General features: G+C 38.8%; 17 protein-coding genes. 12 read left to right on the top strand and 5 right to left on the bottom strand.

Annotation, left to right across the window (positions count from 1 at the left end):
- Positions 1-424: 424 nt before the first annotated feature.
- The 5 genes from NV377_RS10435 to NV377_RS10415 all read right to left on the bottom strand — a co-directional run bounded on the left by NV377_RS10435 (position 425) and on the right by NV377_RS10415 (position 4,602).
- On the bottom strand, positions 425-1,081 hold the full coding sequence (locus NV377_RS10435; RefSeq protein WP_258201133.1) for a response regulator transcription factor: 657 nt from the start codon (positions 1,079-1,081) through the stop codon (positions 425-427).
- 23 nt (positions 1,082-1,104) lie between these two features.
- Entirely contained in the window at positions 1,105-2,367 is a 1,263-nt protein-coding gene (locus tag NV377_RS10430) for an FAD-dependent oxidoreductase (protein ID WP_258201132.1), read from the bottom strand.
- Between the two features lie 147 nt (positions 2,368-2,514).
- Entirely contained in the window at positions 2,515-3,285 is a 771-nt protein-coding gene (locus NV377_RS10425; protein ID WP_258201131.1) for an SDR family NAD(P)-dependent oxidoreductase, read from the bottom strand.
- Positions 3,286-3,305: 20 nt separating this feature from the next.
- Positions 3,306-3,902, bottom strand: a complete 597-nt coding sequence (locus NV377_RS10420; RefSeq protein ID WP_258201130.1) for a TetR/AcrR family transcriptional regulator — start codon at positions 3,900-3,902, stop codon at positions 3,306-3,308.
- Positions 3,903-3,996: 94 nt separating this feature from the next.
- Entirely contained in the window at positions 3,997-4,602 is a 606-nt protein-coding gene (locus tag NV377_RS10415; protein WP_258201129.1) for a hypothetical protein, read from the bottom strand.
- A gap of 319 nt (positions 4,603-4,921) precedes the next feature.
- On the opposite strand from NV377_RS10415, the gene fabD reads away from it, so the two are divergent.
- The 12 genes from fabD to NV377_RS10355 all read left to right on the top strand — a co-directional run bounded on the left by fabD (position 4,922) and on the right by NV377_RS10355 (position 17,437).
- On the top strand, positions 4,922-5,857 hold the full coding sequence (gene fabD / locus NV377_RS10410; RefSeq protein ID WP_258201128.1) for an ACP S-malonyltransferase: 936 nt from the start codon (positions 4,922-4,924) through the stop codon (positions 5,855-5,857).
- Positions 5,858-5,931: 74 nt separating this feature from the next.
- Positions 5,932-6,696: an SDR family NAD(P)-dependent oxidoreductase gene (locus tag NV377_RS10405; protein WP_258201127.1), complete on the top strand. Its 765-nt coding sequence runs from the start codon at positions 5,932-5,934 to the stop codon at positions 6,694-6,696.
- Between the two features lie 27 nt (positions 6,697-6,723).
- Positions 6,724-7,131, top strand: a complete 408-nt coding sequence (locus tag NV377_RS10400; RefSeq protein ID WP_258201126.1) for an acyl carrier protein — start codon at positions 6,724-6,726, stop codon at positions 7,129-7,131.
- A 4-nt stretch (positions 7,132-7,135) separates the two neighbouring features.
- A complete protein-coding gene (acpS, locus tag NV377_RS10395; protein ID WP_258201125.1) occupies positions 7,136-7,528 on the top strand; it encodes a holo-ACP synthase in 393 nt (130 codons plus the stop codon).
- 23 nt (positions 7,529-7,551) lie between these two features.
- On the top strand, positions 7,552-7,992 hold the full coding sequence (locus NV377_RS10390; RefSeq protein WP_258201124.1) for a hotdog family protein: 441 nt from the start codon (positions 7,552-7,554) through the stop codon (positions 7,990-7,992).
- Positions 7,989-9,278, top strand: a complete 1,290-nt coding sequence (locus tag NV377_RS10385; RefSeq protein WP_258201123.1) for a beta-ketoacyl-[acyl-carrier-protein] synthase family protein — start codon at positions 7,989-7,991, stop codon at positions 9,276-9,278. The genes NV377_RS10390 and NV377_RS10385 overlap by 4 nt, the downstream gene beginning before the upstream one ends.
- On the top strand, positions 9,268-9,726 hold the full coding sequence (locus tag NV377_RS10380; RefSeq protein ID WP_258201122.1) for an ApeI family dehydratase: 459 nt from the start codon (positions 9,268-9,270) through the stop codon (positions 9,724-9,726). Before NV377_RS10385 ends, NV377_RS10380 begins: the two co-directional genes overlap by 11 nt.
- Positions 9,723-10,988, top strand: a complete 1,266-nt coding sequence (locus NV377_RS10375) for a beta-ketoacyl-[acyl-carrier-protein] synthase family protein (protein ID WP_258201121.1) — start codon at positions 9,723-9,725, stop codon at positions 10,986-10,988. Before NV377_RS10380 ends, NV377_RS10375 begins: the two co-directional genes overlap by 4 nt.
- 25 nt (positions 10,989-11,013) lie before the next feature.
- Positions 11,014-13,443, top strand: a complete 2,430-nt coding sequence (locus NV377_RS10370; protein WP_258201120.1) for a beta-ketoacyl-[acyl-carrier-protein] synthase family protein — start codon at positions 11,014-11,016, stop codon at positions 13,441-13,443.
- Between the two features lie 14 nt (positions 13,444-13,457).
- Positions 13,458-14,534: a 3-oxoacyl-ACP synthase III family protein gene (locus tag NV377_RS10365; protein WP_258201119.1), complete on the top strand. Its 1,077-nt coding sequence runs from the start codon at positions 13,458-13,460 to the stop codon at positions 14,532-14,534.
- Between the two features lie 3 nt (positions 14,535-14,537).
- Complete coding sequence (locus NV377_RS10360) at positions 14,538-15,989, top strand: phytoene desaturase family protein (protein ID WP_258201118.1); 1,452 nt, start codon at positions 14,538-14,540, stop codon at positions 15,987-15,989.
- 44 nt (positions 15,990-16,033) lie between these two features.
- The gene (locus NV377_RS10355) at positions 16,034-17,437 is read left to right on the top strand and encodes a DHA2 family efflux MFS transporter permease subunit (protein ID WP_258201117.1); all 1,404 of its coding nucleotides are present in this window, start codon (positions 16,034-16,036) and stop codon (positions 17,435-17,437) included.
- The last annotated feature ends 182 nt before the right edge of the window (positions 17,438-17,619 follow it).

The raw sequence follows: 17,619 nt of genomic DNA, 5'->3' as shown, positions 1-17,619 counted from the left end.
CTTTTTCTCTATATTTACGCATCCAGCGTTTCATACGATCCGGATCTTGTATCCCTAAATACTCGTTAATCCGTCGATATGTCCACTTCTCCTCCACATGTAGCCGAATAGCCTCCATCTTTAGTTCATTAGAATATTTCGTAAACTTTTGTCCTTTTACTGCTGGCATAAAAAATGCACCTCCTAGAATTTCATCGGATAAACCAGGGGTTTATTCCAATGTCTATTCTAAGGGGTGCACTTCGCTAAAACGGTGGAGGTTTTTTATGCCAATTAAAATATTATGAGTGATCAAGTAGTATACGCTGATAGATAAGTTCGTTTCATGAAGTGAAGTTTATAGAGAAACAGTATGGATTAATAACGCTTTTGTAATCTGCACACGAAAGAAAGAAAACATCGGGAAGTTGTAAGACGGAAAAACTTACAAATCTATTAAGCCTTCTCTTTTGGCATAATTAACGGCCTTCAGACGTTCTCGTACACCAAACTTTGAATATATGTTGCAGATATGATTTTGTACGGTGTTAATGCTTAAACATAGCACATCTGAAATCTCGGTATTATTATGTCCCTTAAACATTAGATTTAATATTTCATGCTCACGATGAGTTATTTTTTTTGAACTAGTATCAATATTATTAGTTGAGCGTTTATTGTTGAATAGTCTGGGGCTACAGGTCGGCGAACACCACTCCATATTTTTACTAACGTGAGTGATAGCATCGATTATTTGCTCTTCCGTGCAGTTATTTAATATATATCCCTTAATTCCGCATTGAAATAAATCGATAATATCATTTTCAATTGTGTTAGAACTACCAATTAAAAGAATAGGTATATGAATGTTTTCACTTACTAATAAATCATGCAATTCGTTTGCTGACATATCCATTAATTCTTGATCCAGTAATAATAACTTTGGGGCTTGGTTTCTACAAATGCTAAGAATTTCTACACCACTAGCGTATTCTCCGGCTATAGCATAGCCAGGCATGCTAGAAATAGCAGTTTGAATACCATATTTCCATAAATAATTTTTGGTTACACCAATAATGATATCTATATTAACATGTTCCATTGTGGTTTTTCTCTCCATTCTCATCAAGTGTGCTCTATAACTGAAGATAATTGTAAACGAATGGTTTCCTGTTGATTTGCACCAGCAATTCCTAATGCGATCTTACTACTAATTTTGTATCGTAAGCCAGGAATAAATCTAGTCGTAAACATGCCAAACATTTTACCTGTGTGTGCAAGCTTATTTGGGGTAAATACGACAGAGGACATAAAGTTTGATCTTGAAATAATATCTTCGTTTATTGGTTTACGAACCTGCTCATAGAGCTTTAATGCTTCATCCAACTCGATTTTATTGTGCAGATGTCTTGCAAGTAACTTACTTAAGACATCAGCATCCTGAATGGCCATATTCATACCTTGGCCGGAAGATGCGTGAGTTAGATGGGCGGCATCCCCAATTAATGCTGCACCTTTACTTGAATAAGTATCTGCATGCATCCGAACCATTTTGTATATATGTTCGCCTTCACGTTTAATATCTACATTTTTCAGACTCGGAACACGTTTTATTAGATTTTTTAGCAGTTCTTCATCAGTGAACTTTCTCCACTCCGCAGATTTTCCTAAAGGTACAACAACAGTAATGCGCATTTGTTGATCGGGCAAAGGTATGAGAACTACTGCACCATCGCGATGCAAATGAACTTGTGTACGTAGATCACCTTTAAACCATTCAGGGCGGGGCATATGCAATACAATTAGCTCATGATTATATACAATGCGTTCTGCAGGAATATTTAGTTCTTTACGAATAGAGGATAAACCTCCATCAGCTGCTATTACAATTTTGGCACGGCATGTTATGTGCTCGTTACCAGATTTCATCACTATGCCATTTACATTACAATGCTCATTATAAGTTAAATGTTCTACTGAGGTACCACGCATTATTTTAATGTGATCATGCTTGTTAGCCCAATCTAATAATCCTTGCTCGATCTCACGATGTGGAATATTCATAATATAATTAAATTTACTTGATGTTAGAGGCTTAAGATCAATTTTCATAAGTGTTCTAAAAAAGGAGTGATGTAGCTCTATTCCGTAGGATTTCACATGTGGAAGATTTTGAAAATCTTGAAGCACACCCCATTGTTCCAAAATCTCCAAAGTTCGTGGTTGTAAGCCATCCCCACGATTCATACTGCCTGGATCTTTTCTTCTATCGATGACTAGAACATTTAGATTATATTTAGCAAATGCACAAGCAAGTGCGGCACCAGCAACAGCACCTCCGACAATAATAACATCAACCAGCATCGTTTCATCCATATGATTCTCCATTGAAATCCTCCTAAAACTTTTCATAAACCTCCGGACATAACTTCGATGCAATGAAAAGTACATCGGAAGCATAGTCTAAAACTTTTCATAAACCTCCGGACATAACTTCGATGCAATGAAAAGTACTTCGGAAGTAATTGCTTCTAATTAAGTTGTAATCTTACGAATTATATTGTTAGCAATATTAGGTAAAAATTTAATCATATTGCCAAGCATAATACTTTGACGACCTATAACTACATCAGCTTTTTTTCGTCTAATTGATGTGACTAATTTTTGTGCAACAACTTCAACATTTAAGGATCCTGATTTACCATACCAAAGTGGAATTCGATCATGTAAATGAGCACTTAAATTGGTATTCATATGTCCTGGTGAGAATAACGTCACAGCTATTCCGTGATCAGTTACTTCACGCCGCAGTCCTCTTGCAAAGCATGAAATGGCAGCCTTAGTAGCACCATACGAGACCATGTGCGGAAACGCTGCTTCTCCCATAATGGAGGAGATAAGTGCAATTTGTCCTGATTTTTTCTTCATCATATGTGGTAGTAGTAATCGAGTACAGCGAATAATTCCCACTACATTGGTTTGAAACATAGAATTAACTTCATCGATATTAAGCTGATCGACTGTATCGACATATTGAACGGCTGAACTAAGAATGGCAATATCGATTTTTCCAAATTGATTAATGGTCTCATCAATCAACCCCCGAACTGCCTCTTCAGAGCATATGTCGCAGGAATGCATATAGCATTGACCGCCATTGATTTCGATAGTATTCTTTAATGTTTTAAGTGCATTTTTATCTCTAGAAGAGATAATAACAGTTGCTCCTTGACTTGCAAGTTTCAATGAAACGGCACGACCTACGCCACTCGATGCTCCAACAACTAATACAATTTTCCCTTTCATAAGCTAGCTCCTTTCATTAATCAATCGTTTATTTTATTCAATATGCCCTCCAGCAATATTTTGGTTACGATCTCCAAAGATTGAGAGTAGGACATGTTGTGCTCAATCATAAAACTTTCTTTGGTGAATGCTTCGATAGCAACTAAGAAAAACTGGACGATCATTTTGGAATCAATATCGTTGATGTAGCCTTTGCTTTTTGCAGCTTGGAAAAGTCCTTCATAGCGTTCAATTCTTATTTTTCTTTGCTCTAATACTTTTGTCCATAAATCAGGAAATGAACGCTGAATTTCAACTACTTGATGGCGAGTAAAAAAATCTAATTGGTTGGCTACTATTTCTGGAAGAAGCTTGATTTTATCTAGAATACTGATGGAAGAGTTAGTCATGATAGGGAGCACTTCAGCATCAATTTTTTCAAACACTGAATCAATGCATGATGAAATAATGTGCTCTTTACTAGTGAATATTTTGTAAATTGTTTTCTTGCTGATAGATAATTCAGATGCTACTTGATCAAGTAGTACTTTGCTAAAGCCTTGTTCCATACCAAGCTGAAAGTATTTATCCATAATTTCTTCTTTAAGCTGCCAAGTTGCTCCGGTCTGATCGATCATCTGTGTTCGCTCCTTAAATTGGCGTGAATGGTAAGGAATTCGGAAACTCAAAATCAAAATTCAGTTTCCGAATTCAATATAACAGACATAACCTTTATTTGTCAAATGATGAATATGAAGGGAAAAATTCATTTGAAATACCACGCAAATAATTTTTGAGGGTATAGTCGCTTAATTCATTAAGCTCGATTAACTCCATGCGTTGCAAAGATAACGTGGAAACGACGATACCATTTAGAACACACATCAAACCTTGGACCTGTAGCTCAATAGGAATGTTTTTTGAAGATTGAACTTGCTGATTAAATAATCGAAACACTTTACGAATCATTACTCGGAATCGAATCGCTGATTCAACAGGGAAATGTTCATGCCCGTTAATGTGTGGGCGAATGAGGAAAGCAATTCGATAGGCATCAGGCTCAATATGACCAAAATAAACGAAAGCTTTAGATAAGTCATATAGCTTTTGCGAAGGAATTGAATCTGCGTCAATAATCGGTTCAATTTTTTGAACGATAAGGTTGAAGCTAATCTCCATTAGATAAATAAGTAGATCATAGTTACTCTTGTTTTTAAATTGTTCAATGAAAGGTAACATAATCCTGTTAAGTTCAAGATCACTAACTTTCCAATGCTCAAAAGGTAATTGAGCAAAATGCTTAAGTATTAATTGTTTATTAAAATGTTCTAGTTCCATGATGCTACCTCCGCTTATTTTTCATTTATAGATAACGATTGACATTTTAGAAACCCTTGAAAGTATATCTATAAGGTTTAACTACTATATAATTCAGAAAATCATATGGTGAAAATAGTAACAAACCTCACAATACAAGCTGTTGTCCATTTGGTAAATAGTAGTGTTGTAATGTATTTGTATAAAAATAGGTATTTAACTACTAGATGAATTAGAGGTAAATAGCTATTAACTTGCTTAGTGAAAATGTATATCATTAGTAAAGTGAAAGTAATTAATATCCATTTATGTAAATTGGTGATGTGGAGGCTACCTAACGATGAAAGGCCCGATTGTATTTATGTTTCCAGGTCAAGGCTCGCAACGATTAGGAATGGGGAAGGATTTGTTTGAAAGTTTTGCGTATATTCGCCAAAACTTTTTCGAAGCAGCAGATGATCTATTAGGTTACAAATTAAGTGAATTATGTTTTTCTGGCGATGAACAGCAACTAAAATCAACGCAATATGCCCAACCTGCCATATACATGGTTTCAATGGCATTACATGCATTATTCGAAGAGTATGAGATTGGATGCTCGGCAGTTATTGGGCATAGCTTGGGAGAATTCTCGGCTGTGGCGGCAGCAAAAGGCTTTACTTTTCTTGAAGGATTACAAATTGTCGCTGAGCGTGGTCGACTTATGCAACAGGCGCAACAAACCCATTCAGGCAGTATGGCGGCCATAATGGGTCTAGAAGTTATGGAGCTAGAGGAGATTTGTAAGACATATCGTGAAGAAGGTGTAATTACGATAGCCAATTATAACGGCCCATCACAATTGGTCATTTCAGGTGAAGATCACCTGGTTGAGAAGGCAATGCTAGAAGCCGCTGCCGCTGGAGCAGAAAGAGTTGTGAAATTGCCGGTTAGCGGAGCATTCCATAGCCAGCTTATCGCAAACATTATTCCTTCATTGAAGAAAAAAATAGAGGGAATTCAGTTGCAGGAGCTACAAGTGCCTATAGTTAGCAATGTGAATATTGATTTTGTTACTGATCAGAAACAAGTATCGCAAGTTTTGCTAGACCAAGCGATAGCACCAGTAAAATGGGAGCATGTTGTAAGAAAGGTAATGAGAGATATTCAAGTAGACGAATTTGTTGAGATTGGTCCAGGTCGTGTTTTATCTGGTCTGGTAAGACAACTAGATACTTCTGCCAAAGTAGTTAATATTGATAGCTTAAAGAAGTTTGAAGCTTGGCAAAAGAACTAATTTATTCAGTGGACAATAGACATTCAAATATTTACAACAAATTCTAAGTTGATTTCGAAGTGAGGTGAATGTAGTTGAATTTTAACGAGAAGGTAGTACTTGTCACAGGGGGATCACGAGGTATTGGTAGATCGATTTGTTTGGAGGCTGCTAAGCTAGGAGCTACTGTGGTTATAAATTACAACAGTAAGCAGGAACAAGCAGAAGAGGTATGTGCTTTAATTCAATCTCAAGGTGGCACAGCATCAATTTATCAAGCTGATGTTAGTGATCTGGAGCAGGTCAAGAAGATGATGGCATTCATCTTAGAACGATATGGGAAACTAGATATTCTTATTAATAATGCAGGAATATCCAATGATCGACTTATTTTTCAGATGGAGCCAGAAGATTGGCAGAAAGTAATGCAAGTCAATTTTGGTGGAGTGTTCAATTGCTCGAAAGTTGCTATAGAACCTATGATGTTAGAAAGAAGCGGGGTTATCGTCAACGTTTCTTCCGCAATGAGTGTAGGTGGTTGGATAGGACAATCAAATTACGCTTGTTCGAAAGCTGCTATTAATGCATTTACACGTACAGCTGCAGTAGAGTTAGCTCGTTTCAATATACGAGTTTGTGCCGTTCTTCCTGGGTTTTCAGAAACGGAAATGGTTGAAGGATTATTGAAGGAGGAAAAGCGATATTTATCTCAAATTCCTCAGCGAAGATTTGGTAAGCCAGAAGAGATTGCAAGAACTGTATTGTTTCTAGCCTCTGATGATGCTAGTCATATTACTGGAGCTACATTAAAGGTAGATGGTGGTGCATCGTGCACGCTAGGAATTGGTAGACCACTATAAAAAATGAATTTTTGGAGGGTATTAATCATGGTAAGAAATGAAATTTTCGACGTAGTTCAACAATCTTTGGTAGATGCAATTGGAGTAGATTTGGAAGAGGTTGCTGCTGAATCAACATTATTAGGTGATTTGGGAGCAGAATCATTGGATTTACTTGATGTACTGTTTCGAATTGAGCGTAAGCTAGGATTTAAGGTAACGATGAATGATATTACGATGATGATTACAGGCGGTATTCCTGATGAACAATTCGGAACGGATGAGGGCTATATTTCTGATCTTGGATTAGAAAAGTTGAAGGAAAATCTACCACAAATTGATATGGAGAGTCTACGTGGGAAATTTGAAGCAGAGCGTGTACTTACTTTATTTACTGTAGATAATCTAGTTAGCCTTGTTGAAAAAAGACAAGCAGAATTGTCGACTGTTTCTTAATAAAATGGAAATTCGCACAGGTATAGATCTGCAAAGTGTAGCGAAAATGGAGAAAAAGATACTATCCAATCTGCTTCAACTGGATAGTATTTTTACTTCTCAGGAGCTTACTTATTCAGCTGGGAAGAAGAGAAGAATTGAACATTTATCGGCTAGATTTGCCGCGAAAGAAGCTTTTCTTAAAGCGATAGGCACAGGGATGGGAAAAGGGATAGAACTGAATGAAATTGGTATACGAAATGAACCACTATCTGGAAAACCACGATTAGAGCTCCAAGGAAATGCCTTGATGTATGTCAAGCAACTTGGGGTTATTTCAATGGACGTTTCTCTTAGTCATACGGATGAATTAGCAACTGCACACGTAGTATTGTTGCTTGATCGAGAAGGAAAGTGAGGGCTCACTTAATGAGGTTTTATATGGTTGATCGTATTACAGAGATTTTGGAGGGGAAGTCAATTACAGCGAGTAAATTAGCAAACTTTCAAGATTGTTACATGAAGGATGCTATTACAAATCAATATTATTTCCCTGAAGCATTAATGATAGAAGCTTTATGTCAAGCGGGGGCATGGCTTGTCATGAAAACAACAGAATTTAAAAAACGAGCAGTTCTATTATCGGCCGATTCGATTGAAATATTGGGAATTGTCTATCCAGGTGATGAACTAGTACTAATCGGCAATATTGATTCATTACATGAAAATGCGGCTGTTTTTTCTGGGTACGGGAAGGTCAATGGAGAAATCGTGATGCAAATTAATTATATGATGTGCTCGTTAGTGGATACCACTGAGCTAGAAAACGTACCGGATACAAAACGAACGTTTCTTGAACTGTCATCGGGGGTACGAGTATGAATAAAAAAAGAGTTGTCGTAACTGGAATTGGTTGTGTAACCCCTCTTGGATTAGATGCGAAGCAAACGTGGATGAAAATGCTAGAAGGGCAGTCGGGAGTTAGCAAGATTTCAGTATTTGATGTTTCTAATATGGATACGCAAATTGCTGCTCAAGTAAAAGATTTCAATTTACACCCCTCAATTCCTCCTAAATTTTCTAGACTTCTTTCTCGTTCCTCCGGCTTTGGATTAAATGCTTTTCTTGAAGCAATTTCCGATGCAGGAATTGATGTTGGTGAAGAGCCGAATGCTGAGATTGGCATATCAATGGGTTGTGGTCTCATCTATCCAGAACTTGAACAATTTCAAGAAACCTTTGCCCGATATTTCAATGATGATCCTGAAGATATTGACGTAGGGCAATCTTTTTTTGGACCAATTGATATTTTGAAACGCAATAGTATTACAGGTGCCGCATTGATGGCACAATGGCTTCGTGCGGCTGGTCCTATGTATACCATCAATACAGCTTGTGCTTCAAGTGCTCACTCTATTGGTACAGCTTTTCGCTCGATTCAAGACGGAGAAGCTTCTGTGATGATTGCTGGTGGATATGACTCCATGGTTAATTATATAGATCTATTGGGCTTTGGATTATTAGGTGCATTATCAATGCGAAATGATGAGCCTGAGCTTGCTTCACGCCCTTTCGATAAAAATCGTGATGGATTCGTTATCGGGGAAGGAGCAACTATGATCGTGCTCGAGGATTTAGAGCATGCACTAGCAAGGAATGCAAACATTTATGCGGAGCTAGTTGGATTTTCTAGCACACTGAATGCTTATCGTATTACAGATTCGCCACCTGAAGGTGGAGAATGTATTACTGTTATGTGCCGAGCAATGGAGGAAGCGGAATTAACACCTAGTGAAATTGACTATATATCTGTTCATGGTACGAGTACACCATACAATGATTATAGTGAGACGATGGCAATACGAGCAGCACTTGGCGATGCAGCTGATCAAGTTGCGATTAGCTCAGTAAAATCGATGGTTGGCCATATGACTAATGCATCAGGCGGAATCAACTTTATTTCTACTGTGCTTGCAATAAGGGATCAAATACTACCACCAACTATTAATTATGAAACTCCTGATGCCAAATTAACACTAGATTGTGTCCCTAATCATGCGCGAAAGTCAGTGGTGAATGCAGCACTTGTAAATGCATTTGCATTCGGAGGTACAAATGTCTGTCTTGCTGTGAAATCATATGAGGGAGAACATATTGATGAAAATTGAGGTAATGGATAGAGTCATAGATTGGATTCCTGGGCAAAGAGCATCGGGTTTTCAAAATATTACGATGAGCAATATTATTTTTGATACTCATTTCCCATTAAAGCCGATTTGGCCAGGCATGCTATCTATTATGGCCTTGCAGCGATTGGCCGAAGGAGTTTTAAGTAGTCAGAATAACTTTTCAACCACTTATCGACTCACTAATATAGGGAATATTAAGTGGCGTTTTTATGTTAAGCCTGGAGATTGCATGCAAGTCGAAGTAGAGGTATTGAATAATAGCTTTAATGATAAGCTTCAAATGAAAGGGAACATCAAGGTAGCTGATAAGACAGTTGTGACGGTTGGGATGATGACATTCCAAGCGGTACCATCAACGATAGACACAAAGCAAAGTCTATCATCTTATTGGAAGCTACGTGGTGCACAAGAGGTGGTTGTCATATGAAGAGAGTTGTTGTTACAGGGATCGGGTTAATATCCCCACTTGGTGCAGATAAACATGAAGTTTGGAATCGCATATTGAATGGAGATTCTGCAGTACAGTGTCTTTCCCATCTTCATGTAGAAAAGATGAATACAAAATATGGCTATCCTATATCAGATTATGAACCGAAAACTTATATTAAATCTGTAAAGAAATTAAGGATGATGTCACGCGGTGATTCCATGTGTTATGCCGCTTCTGCTCTTGCTATGGAGGATGCAGGTTTGAAGAAGGGGACAGTAGATGGACAGAAAATCGGATTATTTGTTGGTGGAAGTAAAGAGGTAGATACGCCTGCAAGTGATATGGTAGAAGCCATTATTAATACTGAAAAACTGACAATTAGTGACTTTGCGATGAAGGTAAGAGATTCGGTGCATCCATTATTTTTTGTGAAAGGATTACCTGCCTCTTCTTTATTTTATATATCTGAGGAATACGATTTACGTGGACCGAATTGCTATTACATGGGTACAGCAAATGTAAGTTCAGTAGCTATAGGTAACGCTGCAAGAGCAATCTCAATGGGCGAGGCCGATGTTGCTTTAGCAGGTGGATTCGCAGACCCATTGACATGGTGGAACTACATGAAGGTTGATGGGATGGGTGTACTTAATCGCGAGACAGATGAAGAACAGAAATATTATAGACCATTTGATATGAAACGCAAAGGTGCTTTATTAGGTGAAGGATCAACAATGTTGATTGTAGAGGAGTTAACGCATGCACTTGACCGTGGTGCTCATATCTATGGTGAGGTTATTGGTTATGGCAATGGTACAGATTGCGATAGTATAGTAAAGCCTTCGGAAGAAGGCAATGGTTTGCAGACAGCGATTAAAAAGGCACTAAAGAAGAGTGAACTTGCACCAAACGATATTCAATATATTTGCGCACATGGCAGTGGTACAAAAAGTGGGGATGAGTCGGAGGCTAGAGCAATCTCTTCTATATTCTCTGCAAGCCATACTGCTGTTAGCTCGATAAAATCTAATGTTGGTCATCAGTTTTCTAATGCAGGTGCCTTTAATGCATATGCATCACTAATGGCGATCCATACGAAAACGATGCCTCACACGCTACATTTATCAAATTGTGATCCCACATGGGATGTTGCTTTCGTTAAGCAGCAACCTAAAGAAGGGGAGATTAGTTCGGTATTATCTCTTGCCAGAGGTCTAGAAGGAGAAAATACAGCACTTATTTTTAAAGAATATAAGTAATTTTAAGGATATGGAGTGAGAAGCAGTGAATAGAAAGAAACCAAGAGTAGTTGTAACAGGCTTAGGTGCTATTACGGCGATTGGGGAAAATACGAATGAACTATGGGATTCTGTGGTAAGTGGTATTCATGGTATACACAGGGTTGATTCTCTTAATATGGATGGATATATGACTAATATTGCCGGCGAGGTAAAATTCCGGTTAGAGGATTTAGATTTTTTGAAAGAACGTAAAACTGTTGATAGAGCAATTGAATTTGCTTTACGTGCAGGTCTAGAGGCATTACAATCGGCGAATCTCTTAGGACAATTGCCTAAAGATACTGGTTGTGTAATGGGAACATGTCTAGGTGGAGCAAATAGTTGGGAGAAGTGGCTTAATCTTAGAACGAAAGGTGATCATGCTGAACCGGCTTTGTGGAAGCAGTTAAGATTTAATGGAATAGCAGAAACGGTTAGCTCTGAATTTGGCATTTTTGGTCCTGTAGTTACAATTTCAACTGCGTGTGCCGCTGGTGGAAATGCTATTGGTCACGCTGCGGACTTAATTCGTAGCGGAAAGGCTTCGGTTGTATTGGCAGGAGGAGCAGATGCTTTATCCATACTTGCTGTTGCTGGTTTCCATTCCTTACAGTCTTTATCAAGTGAGGCTTGCAAGCCTTATTCAGGAGATCGGGATGGACTCTCGCTTGGTGAAGGAGCGGGAATACTAGTTCTGGAAAATGAGGAACATGCAAGAGCTCGCCAGGCTAATATTTTTGCAGAAGTATTGGAATTTGGTTTGTCTGCGGATGGCTACCATCCAACAGCACCGCATCCAGAAGGTGAAGGTGCCAGTCGTGCTATTCGTAAGGCAATTGAAAAGAGCGGTATTCAGCCTGAAGACATTGATTATATTAATGGTCATGGTACAGGAACACCTAAAAATGATAGTGCAGAAACTATGGCAATCAAACGAGCACTCGGAGAAAATGCAGCACAACAAGTGAAGGTCAGTAGCACCAAATCAATGATTGGGCATTTATTAGGTGCCGCTGGTGCAGTTGAAGGAATTGTAACTGTCCTATCTTTATTTCATAATATTATCCCACCTACAGCAAACTTCACTACGCCAGATCCAGAATGCGATCTAGACTACACCCCTAATATGGCATTACATCAACAGCAATTAGATTATGCAATTTCCAATAATTTCGCTTTCGGTGGCAACAACTGTTCAGTCGTCTTTAGAAAATATGATCCGTATTCTGTTGCATTATCAACTAACCTAGAAAAACAGTCAGAAGAACGAATTGTTATAACAGGTATGGCACAAATCGGTGCCGTAGGTACGGATATAGATGCTTTTTGGAATGCTGTCAGTGCATCAGAAGATAGCCCTTTTTCTATGTTTCGTGATGCAGAAGGAATGAATACCGAAGTAAGTGCTATTCAACATTATGACTCGACATCTTACATTGCTAGAAAAGAAGCAAGAAGAATGGATAAGCTTAGTAAGCTCGCAGTATCGGTAGCAATGGAAGCATTAAAGAATGGTCAATTAGAGATTACTTCTAAGAATGCTTCACATGTGGGGGTTATTTTGGGAACAGCAAATGGAACGATGGAAAGTTTAGAAAACTTCTATATTCCTGTAATGAATGAAGGAGCAGTAGCAGCTAATCCCGCATATTTTCCGAATACAGTATTTAATCAAGCAGCAGGTCAGGTTGCAATGCATACACAGGCTCTAGGAGTTAGCTCTACGGTTGTGGATGGTCATGCTTCTTTCTCCTCCTCCGTATGTATGGCATATGAGCATTTGAGAAATGGTGATGCAGATGCGATTTTATCTATTGCTGCAGATGTGCTTACTCCACTTCTTATTAGTGGTTATAAGGATTCAGGCTGGTTAGAAAATAGCGGAGCAAGCAAGTCACTGGAACATCAGTTATCAAAGTTAACCATAGGTGAAGGTGCAACTGCAATTATCGTAGAGACACTTACAAGTGCATTAACACGTAAGGTTCCTATTTATGCAGAGATTAAAGGCTATGGAAGAACTTATGACGCTAATCAGGATGGCGGTATTAATCAGTCTAGTAGAGGTATTGAAAGAGCAATGGAGATCGCGTTGCTCGAGAGCGATGTTTCAGCTAATCAGATAGATGCTGTATTTGTAGCACAATCAGAAATAGCTCATGCTGATTTTGGAGAAAGAGCGAGTGTGGCAAATTTATTTTATGATGCTAATCCATACGTATCATCTTGTAAGCATGTAATGGGCGAGGCACAAGGTGCAGCTGCTGGCTTCCAGATGATTACTGCAATTTTGTCGATGGAGAATGGCCGTATACCTCAATTAACTGAGGAAGCTACAACACAAATTATAGATGCCAATATTGAACGAGTACTTGTAAATGCAGTTTCTTTAACGGGTTCAAATACAAGTTTATTACTGTGTAAATATGAATAAGGTGGGAATTAGAAATGAACGTTGTTAATATTTTGAGTATCGCAACCTATCTACCAGGAGAGCCAATCTCAAATCAAGTATTAGAGCAGAAAATTGGAACGTTAGATGAGGAATTGATGGATCAGGTGGGAGTGAATGAACGCTATTGGACGACAGATCCTGATACAGGGAAAATTCGTGAATCCAATAGTGAAATGTCGGCAAAGTCAGCGAAAGCAGCAATAGAAAAGGCAGGCTTAAATGCTGAGGACATTGATCTTATTGTCATGTCTACATGCAGTCCAGACTACCCTCTACCAGCGACTGTTACCCAGGTTCAAGATTTATTGGGATTAAGAAGAGTGGCAACATTGGAAGTTCGCTCTGGCTGCTGTGGTGCAATTCAAGCCTTGGATATTGCCAAGTTGTATCTAAGCTCGGGTCAATATCGTACTGCACTAGTTATTGGTACGGAAGTAATCTCACCTGTGCTCTATCAAATGTATGGGAATAAGGAGCAGGATTTAATTCGCCTGCGCGATAAACTATGTATTTATTCCTTTGGCGATGGCTCTGCAGCTATGGTACTACAAGCAAGCGAAACAACTAAAGGTCATTTTATTGGATCAAGCACACTTGCATGTGTAGGTGGAGGCAAAAAGCCAGGTATGATGGTTCCTCTTGGAGGCACAGCTATTCCTTTAACACATGAAGCACTTGATAAAGGACTGTTTTCATTAAAAGTTGATTTCTCGGGATCAGCAAAATATACAGCAGAAATCTTGAATGAAGGATTCACAGATACATTGCAAAAATCAGGTTTAACAGCACAGGAAATTCAGAGTTGCATTATTCCCGAAGGAAATACGGACTATTTGCGAGATGATTTGGAGCGATCTGGTTGTTTGACAGAAGAGTGGCTAGAAATAGAGAAGCGTGTGTATGACAACTTGAATTATGTTGGGAATACAGGTTCACCTGCTGTGATGCTCGCTTTTGAGCATGCCGTCCGCGAAGGCAAAGTTAAACAAGGTGATAATGTCATGTTTCTAGCGATTGAAACAAGTAAATGGTTATTTGCTGGTACTGTTTTTCAATGGAAAGGTGTCTAGCACATGATGACCTATGATGCATTGATTATTGGTTCAGGACTAGGAGGGTTAACCGCAGCAGCGGTATTAGCTGAAGCGGGAAAGAAGGTACTTGTATTAGAGCAACATTATGTAGTGGGTGGCTGTGCTAGCTCATTCCGTCGTAAAGGCTTTTTGTTTGATGCGGCAGTACACCTCATTGGCGGCTGTGAACAGGGCGGAGAGCTACAGCGTATTTTTCAAAAGCTCGGCATTGAGGATGAAATCTCATTTATTCCAGTTGATCCGATGTATGTTGTACGTGTGGATAATGATTCATACGAGATACCTGCCAATCTTGACACATTAGCAAATTCTATGGTGGCTTGGTTTCCTGAGGATCGTGATGCAATTATAGCAACGATTGAAGAAATCAAACGACTGGGATCTTATATGCTGAATGTTGGGGCCTCGGATCAGGACGATAGGATTGTAGAAAAACTGCTAGAAATCAATCGCCTTTCGTTTGCTGAGTACTTAGAAGGGCGGTTTCAAAATCCAAAAACAACCTTCGTATTAAGTTCATTATCGCCTTATGCAGGAATAGGACCTGAGCAATTATCCACTACTTACATTATGAGCACAATGGTTTCATATCATGGAGGAGCTAATTATGTGCATGGTAGTTCACAAAAGATAGCAGATACGTTGAAGCAATATATAGAGTCAAGAGATGGAAAGGTCCAATTAAGACGTCGTGTTGAAAAGATAGTGCTAGAGGATGGTCGTATAAGTGGCGTTGTTGATCACAAAGGAAATGAATATAAAGCGAAAATCATCGTGTCGAACGCTGATATGAAAAGCACCTTAACCCGCTTAATTAATGAAGATACCTTACCTAATGCTTATCTCAAACGGGTAAAGCAGTTACAGCCTTCACATTCTTGTGTTGTTCTCTATGCAGCAGTTCGCAAGGATGAATGGATTGAACAACTACCTCATGAATTGTTTTGGTTTCCAAACTACGGATTAGATGACGCATCTCGATTATATGATCCCACCCAAACTGAATGTTTACCTTGGATGTCTATATGTAGTCCAACGCACTCTGATCAACAACTAGCACCGGAAGGTTTTGCAATAGTTTCGATTATGGCACTTTGTCGTGCTGAGCAAATAGAGCAGCTGCGTGATGAGCAGGGCAAAGGGTATATTGAAAATCACTTTTTACAAATGATTGAACAAATACTGCCGGGCTTTGGTGAAAGAATTCATTTTTACGAGCTAGCAACGCCTCGAACAATTGAACGCTACACGCTGAATCAATCAGGTGCAATATATGGCTGGAAGAAAGTAAACGATCAAAGATGGATGGCTGAAATGGGACCTAGAACTCCAATTCCAGGTTTATATTTGGCAGGACACTGGACTAGAAATGTTCACGGAGTATATGGGGTTATGAAATCCGGTCGTCTTACAGCTGAAGCACTAATGTAATGTCTTTGTATGAAGTGCAATGACAAAGCTGTCTAGGAGGCAATATGAATAAGTGGCGAAATAGTAAAATAATGACCATTTCATGTTTGGGTTTATTCATGGCTATGCTGGATACTTTAATCGTAGGAGTAGCACTACCACAAATTGAACTAGAATTACAGACGACGCTAGTACATTTGGAATGGGTGATGAACGCATATACGTTGCTCTTTGCGGTTGGCATGATTCCATTCAGCTTATTAGCCGAACGTTTTGGTAGAAGAAAAGGTTTTGTGTTAGGTCTAACTTTGTTTACGATGGGCTCATTACTCGCAGGGATAAGTGAATCAGTTGAAACGCTAATTATTGCACGAAGCATTCAGGGACTTGGAGCTTCTGCTATTATGCCAATAAGCTTGACGCTTATATATACTGCTTTTCCAGTGGGAAAGCGTGCAATAGCAGTAGGTTTGTGGTCGGGAATATCAGGTCTCGGTCTTACGATTGGTCCGTTAGTGGGCGGTATCATATTGACTTACTATCCTTGGGAGATGATCTTCCTTGTCAATGTACCTATCGGAATTATTACAATTATTTTAAGTTTTCGCTGGATTAGCGAATCTTTCGGCGTCAAGAAACGTTTCGACTTAGTTGGACTGATGCTGCTAACTATAGGTTTATTAGGAATTGTATATGCCTTAATCACTGTAAATCTACTAACGTGGAGCCACTATTCGATACTAGTAGGTGCGATTGGTGGAACGCTATCATTGATTATGTTTTTTATTTGGGAGATAAGATGTGATTATCCGTTAATTACGTTAAGATTATTTCGCTATCTCTCCTTTACTGTTATAAATTTTGTAGGTTTTTGGATGAGTGCAGGTATCTTTGGTTCTATATTTATACTGACTTTATTTTTGCAGCAGGTCCAAGGATATAGTCCCTTGGAGGCTGGCATACGTGAAATGCTTTGGACGACTATGACGATGATTGCTGCACCGGTTGCAGGTATTTTAATAAATAGATATCTGATTCGCTCCGTACTCATGACTGGGCTATTACTACAAGCTGTAGCATTATGTAGTTTCGGTATTGTTGTTGCACAACTAGGTCCTTTCTTCCCATTCGGTTACTTAGCTCCTGGAATGATATGTGCAGGTGTAGGTATGGGATTTTGCTTTACTGGTATTCAGCATGGTGTGCTGGAGTCTATTCCGGAAGCGTATGCAGGTGAAGGTTCTGGTGTTAGCAACGCATTAAGAGAACTTGGTGGAGTATTCGGAATCGCGATCGCAGGTATCGTATTTCATAGTAAGGATGTAGTTAGTGATGGACAATCCTTTGCTGATGCTCTAGTACCTACAGTATTTGTTTGTGCAGGTATGATCTTTTTAGCAAGCCTCTCCATACTAATTCTATATATGAAACCTAAATATGCACAATTGACTCATATTGAAACAAGGTAATAATCCACTAGTAAAACTAATGCTTTTCATAGAAAAGGGCTAGTTGCAGACTATTATTTACAAATTATAGAAAAAAATCAATAATTATATAGTGTTGAAGAATATAGCTAATGCTTCGGGTGTAACGTTTCCTTTTTAAGGATGTTCCATTGGAAATTACAAATAAAATTTTAGGAGGAGAG

This window comes from Paenibacillus endoradicis (genome assembly GCF_024721975.1).
This window is presented reverse-complemented; position numbering and strand designations above follow the sequence as displayed.

Bases quoted from the DNA above. Each gene is read 5' to 3' on its own strand.
- NV377_RS10375 (WP_258201121.1), top strand. From the start codon at position 9,723: ATGAAGAGAGTTGTTGTTACAGGGATCGGGTTAATATCCCCACTTGGT.
- NV377_RS10420 (WP_258201130.1), bottom strand. From the start codon at position 3,902: ATGATCGATCAGACCGGAGCAACTTGGCAGCTTAAAGAAGAAATTATG.
- NV377_RS10355 (WP_258201117.1), top strand. From the start codon at position 16,034: ATGAATAAGTGGCGAAATAGTAAAATAATGACCATTTCATGTTTGGGT.
- fabD (WP_258201128.1), top strand. From the start codon at position 4,922: ATGAAAGGCCCGATTGTATTTATGTTTCCAGGTCAAGGCTCGCAACGA.
- NV377_RS10360 (WP_258201118.1), top strand. From the start codon at position 14,538: ATGATGACCTATGATGCATTGATTATTGGTTCAGGACTAGGAGGGTTA.
- NV377_RS10380 (WP_258201122.1), top strand. From the start codon at position 9,268: ATGAAAATTGAGGTAATGGATAGAGTCATAGATTGGATTCCTGGGCAA.
- NV377_RS10425 (WP_258201131.1), bottom strand. From the start codon at position 3,285: ATGAAAGGGAAAATTGTATTAGTTGTTGGAGCATCGAGTGGCGTAGGT.
- NV377_RS10415 (WP_258201129.1), bottom strand. From the start codon at position 4,602: ATGGAACTAGAACATTTTAATAAACAATTAATACTTAAGCATTTTGCT.
- NV377_RS10430 (WP_258201132.1), bottom strand. From the start codon at position 2,367: ATGGAGAATCATATGGATGAAACGATGCTGGTTGATGTTATTATTGTC.
- NV377_RS10435 (WP_258201133.1), bottom strand. From the start codon at position 1,081: ATGGAACATGTTAATATAGATATCATTATTGGTGTAACCAAAAATTAT.
- NV377_RS10365 (WP_258201119.1), top strand. From the start codon at position 13,458: ATGAACGTTGTTAATATTTTGAGTATCGCAACCTATCTACCAGGAGAG.
- NV377_RS10400 (WP_258201126.1), top strand. From the start codon at position 6,724: ATGGTAAGAAATGAAATTTTCGACGTAGTTCAACAATCTTTGGTAGAT.
- NV377_RS10390 (WP_258201124.1), top strand. From the start codon at position 7,552: ATGGTTGATCGTATTACAGAGATTTTGGAGGGGAAGTCAATTACAGCG.
- NV377_RS10385 (WP_258201123.1), top strand. From the start codon at position 7,989: ATGAATAAAAAAAGAGTTGTCGTAACTGGAATTGGTTGTGTAACCCCT.
- acpS (WP_258201125.1), top strand. From the start codon at position 7,136: ATGGAAATTCGCACAGGTATAGATCTGCAAAGTGTAGCGAAAATGGAG.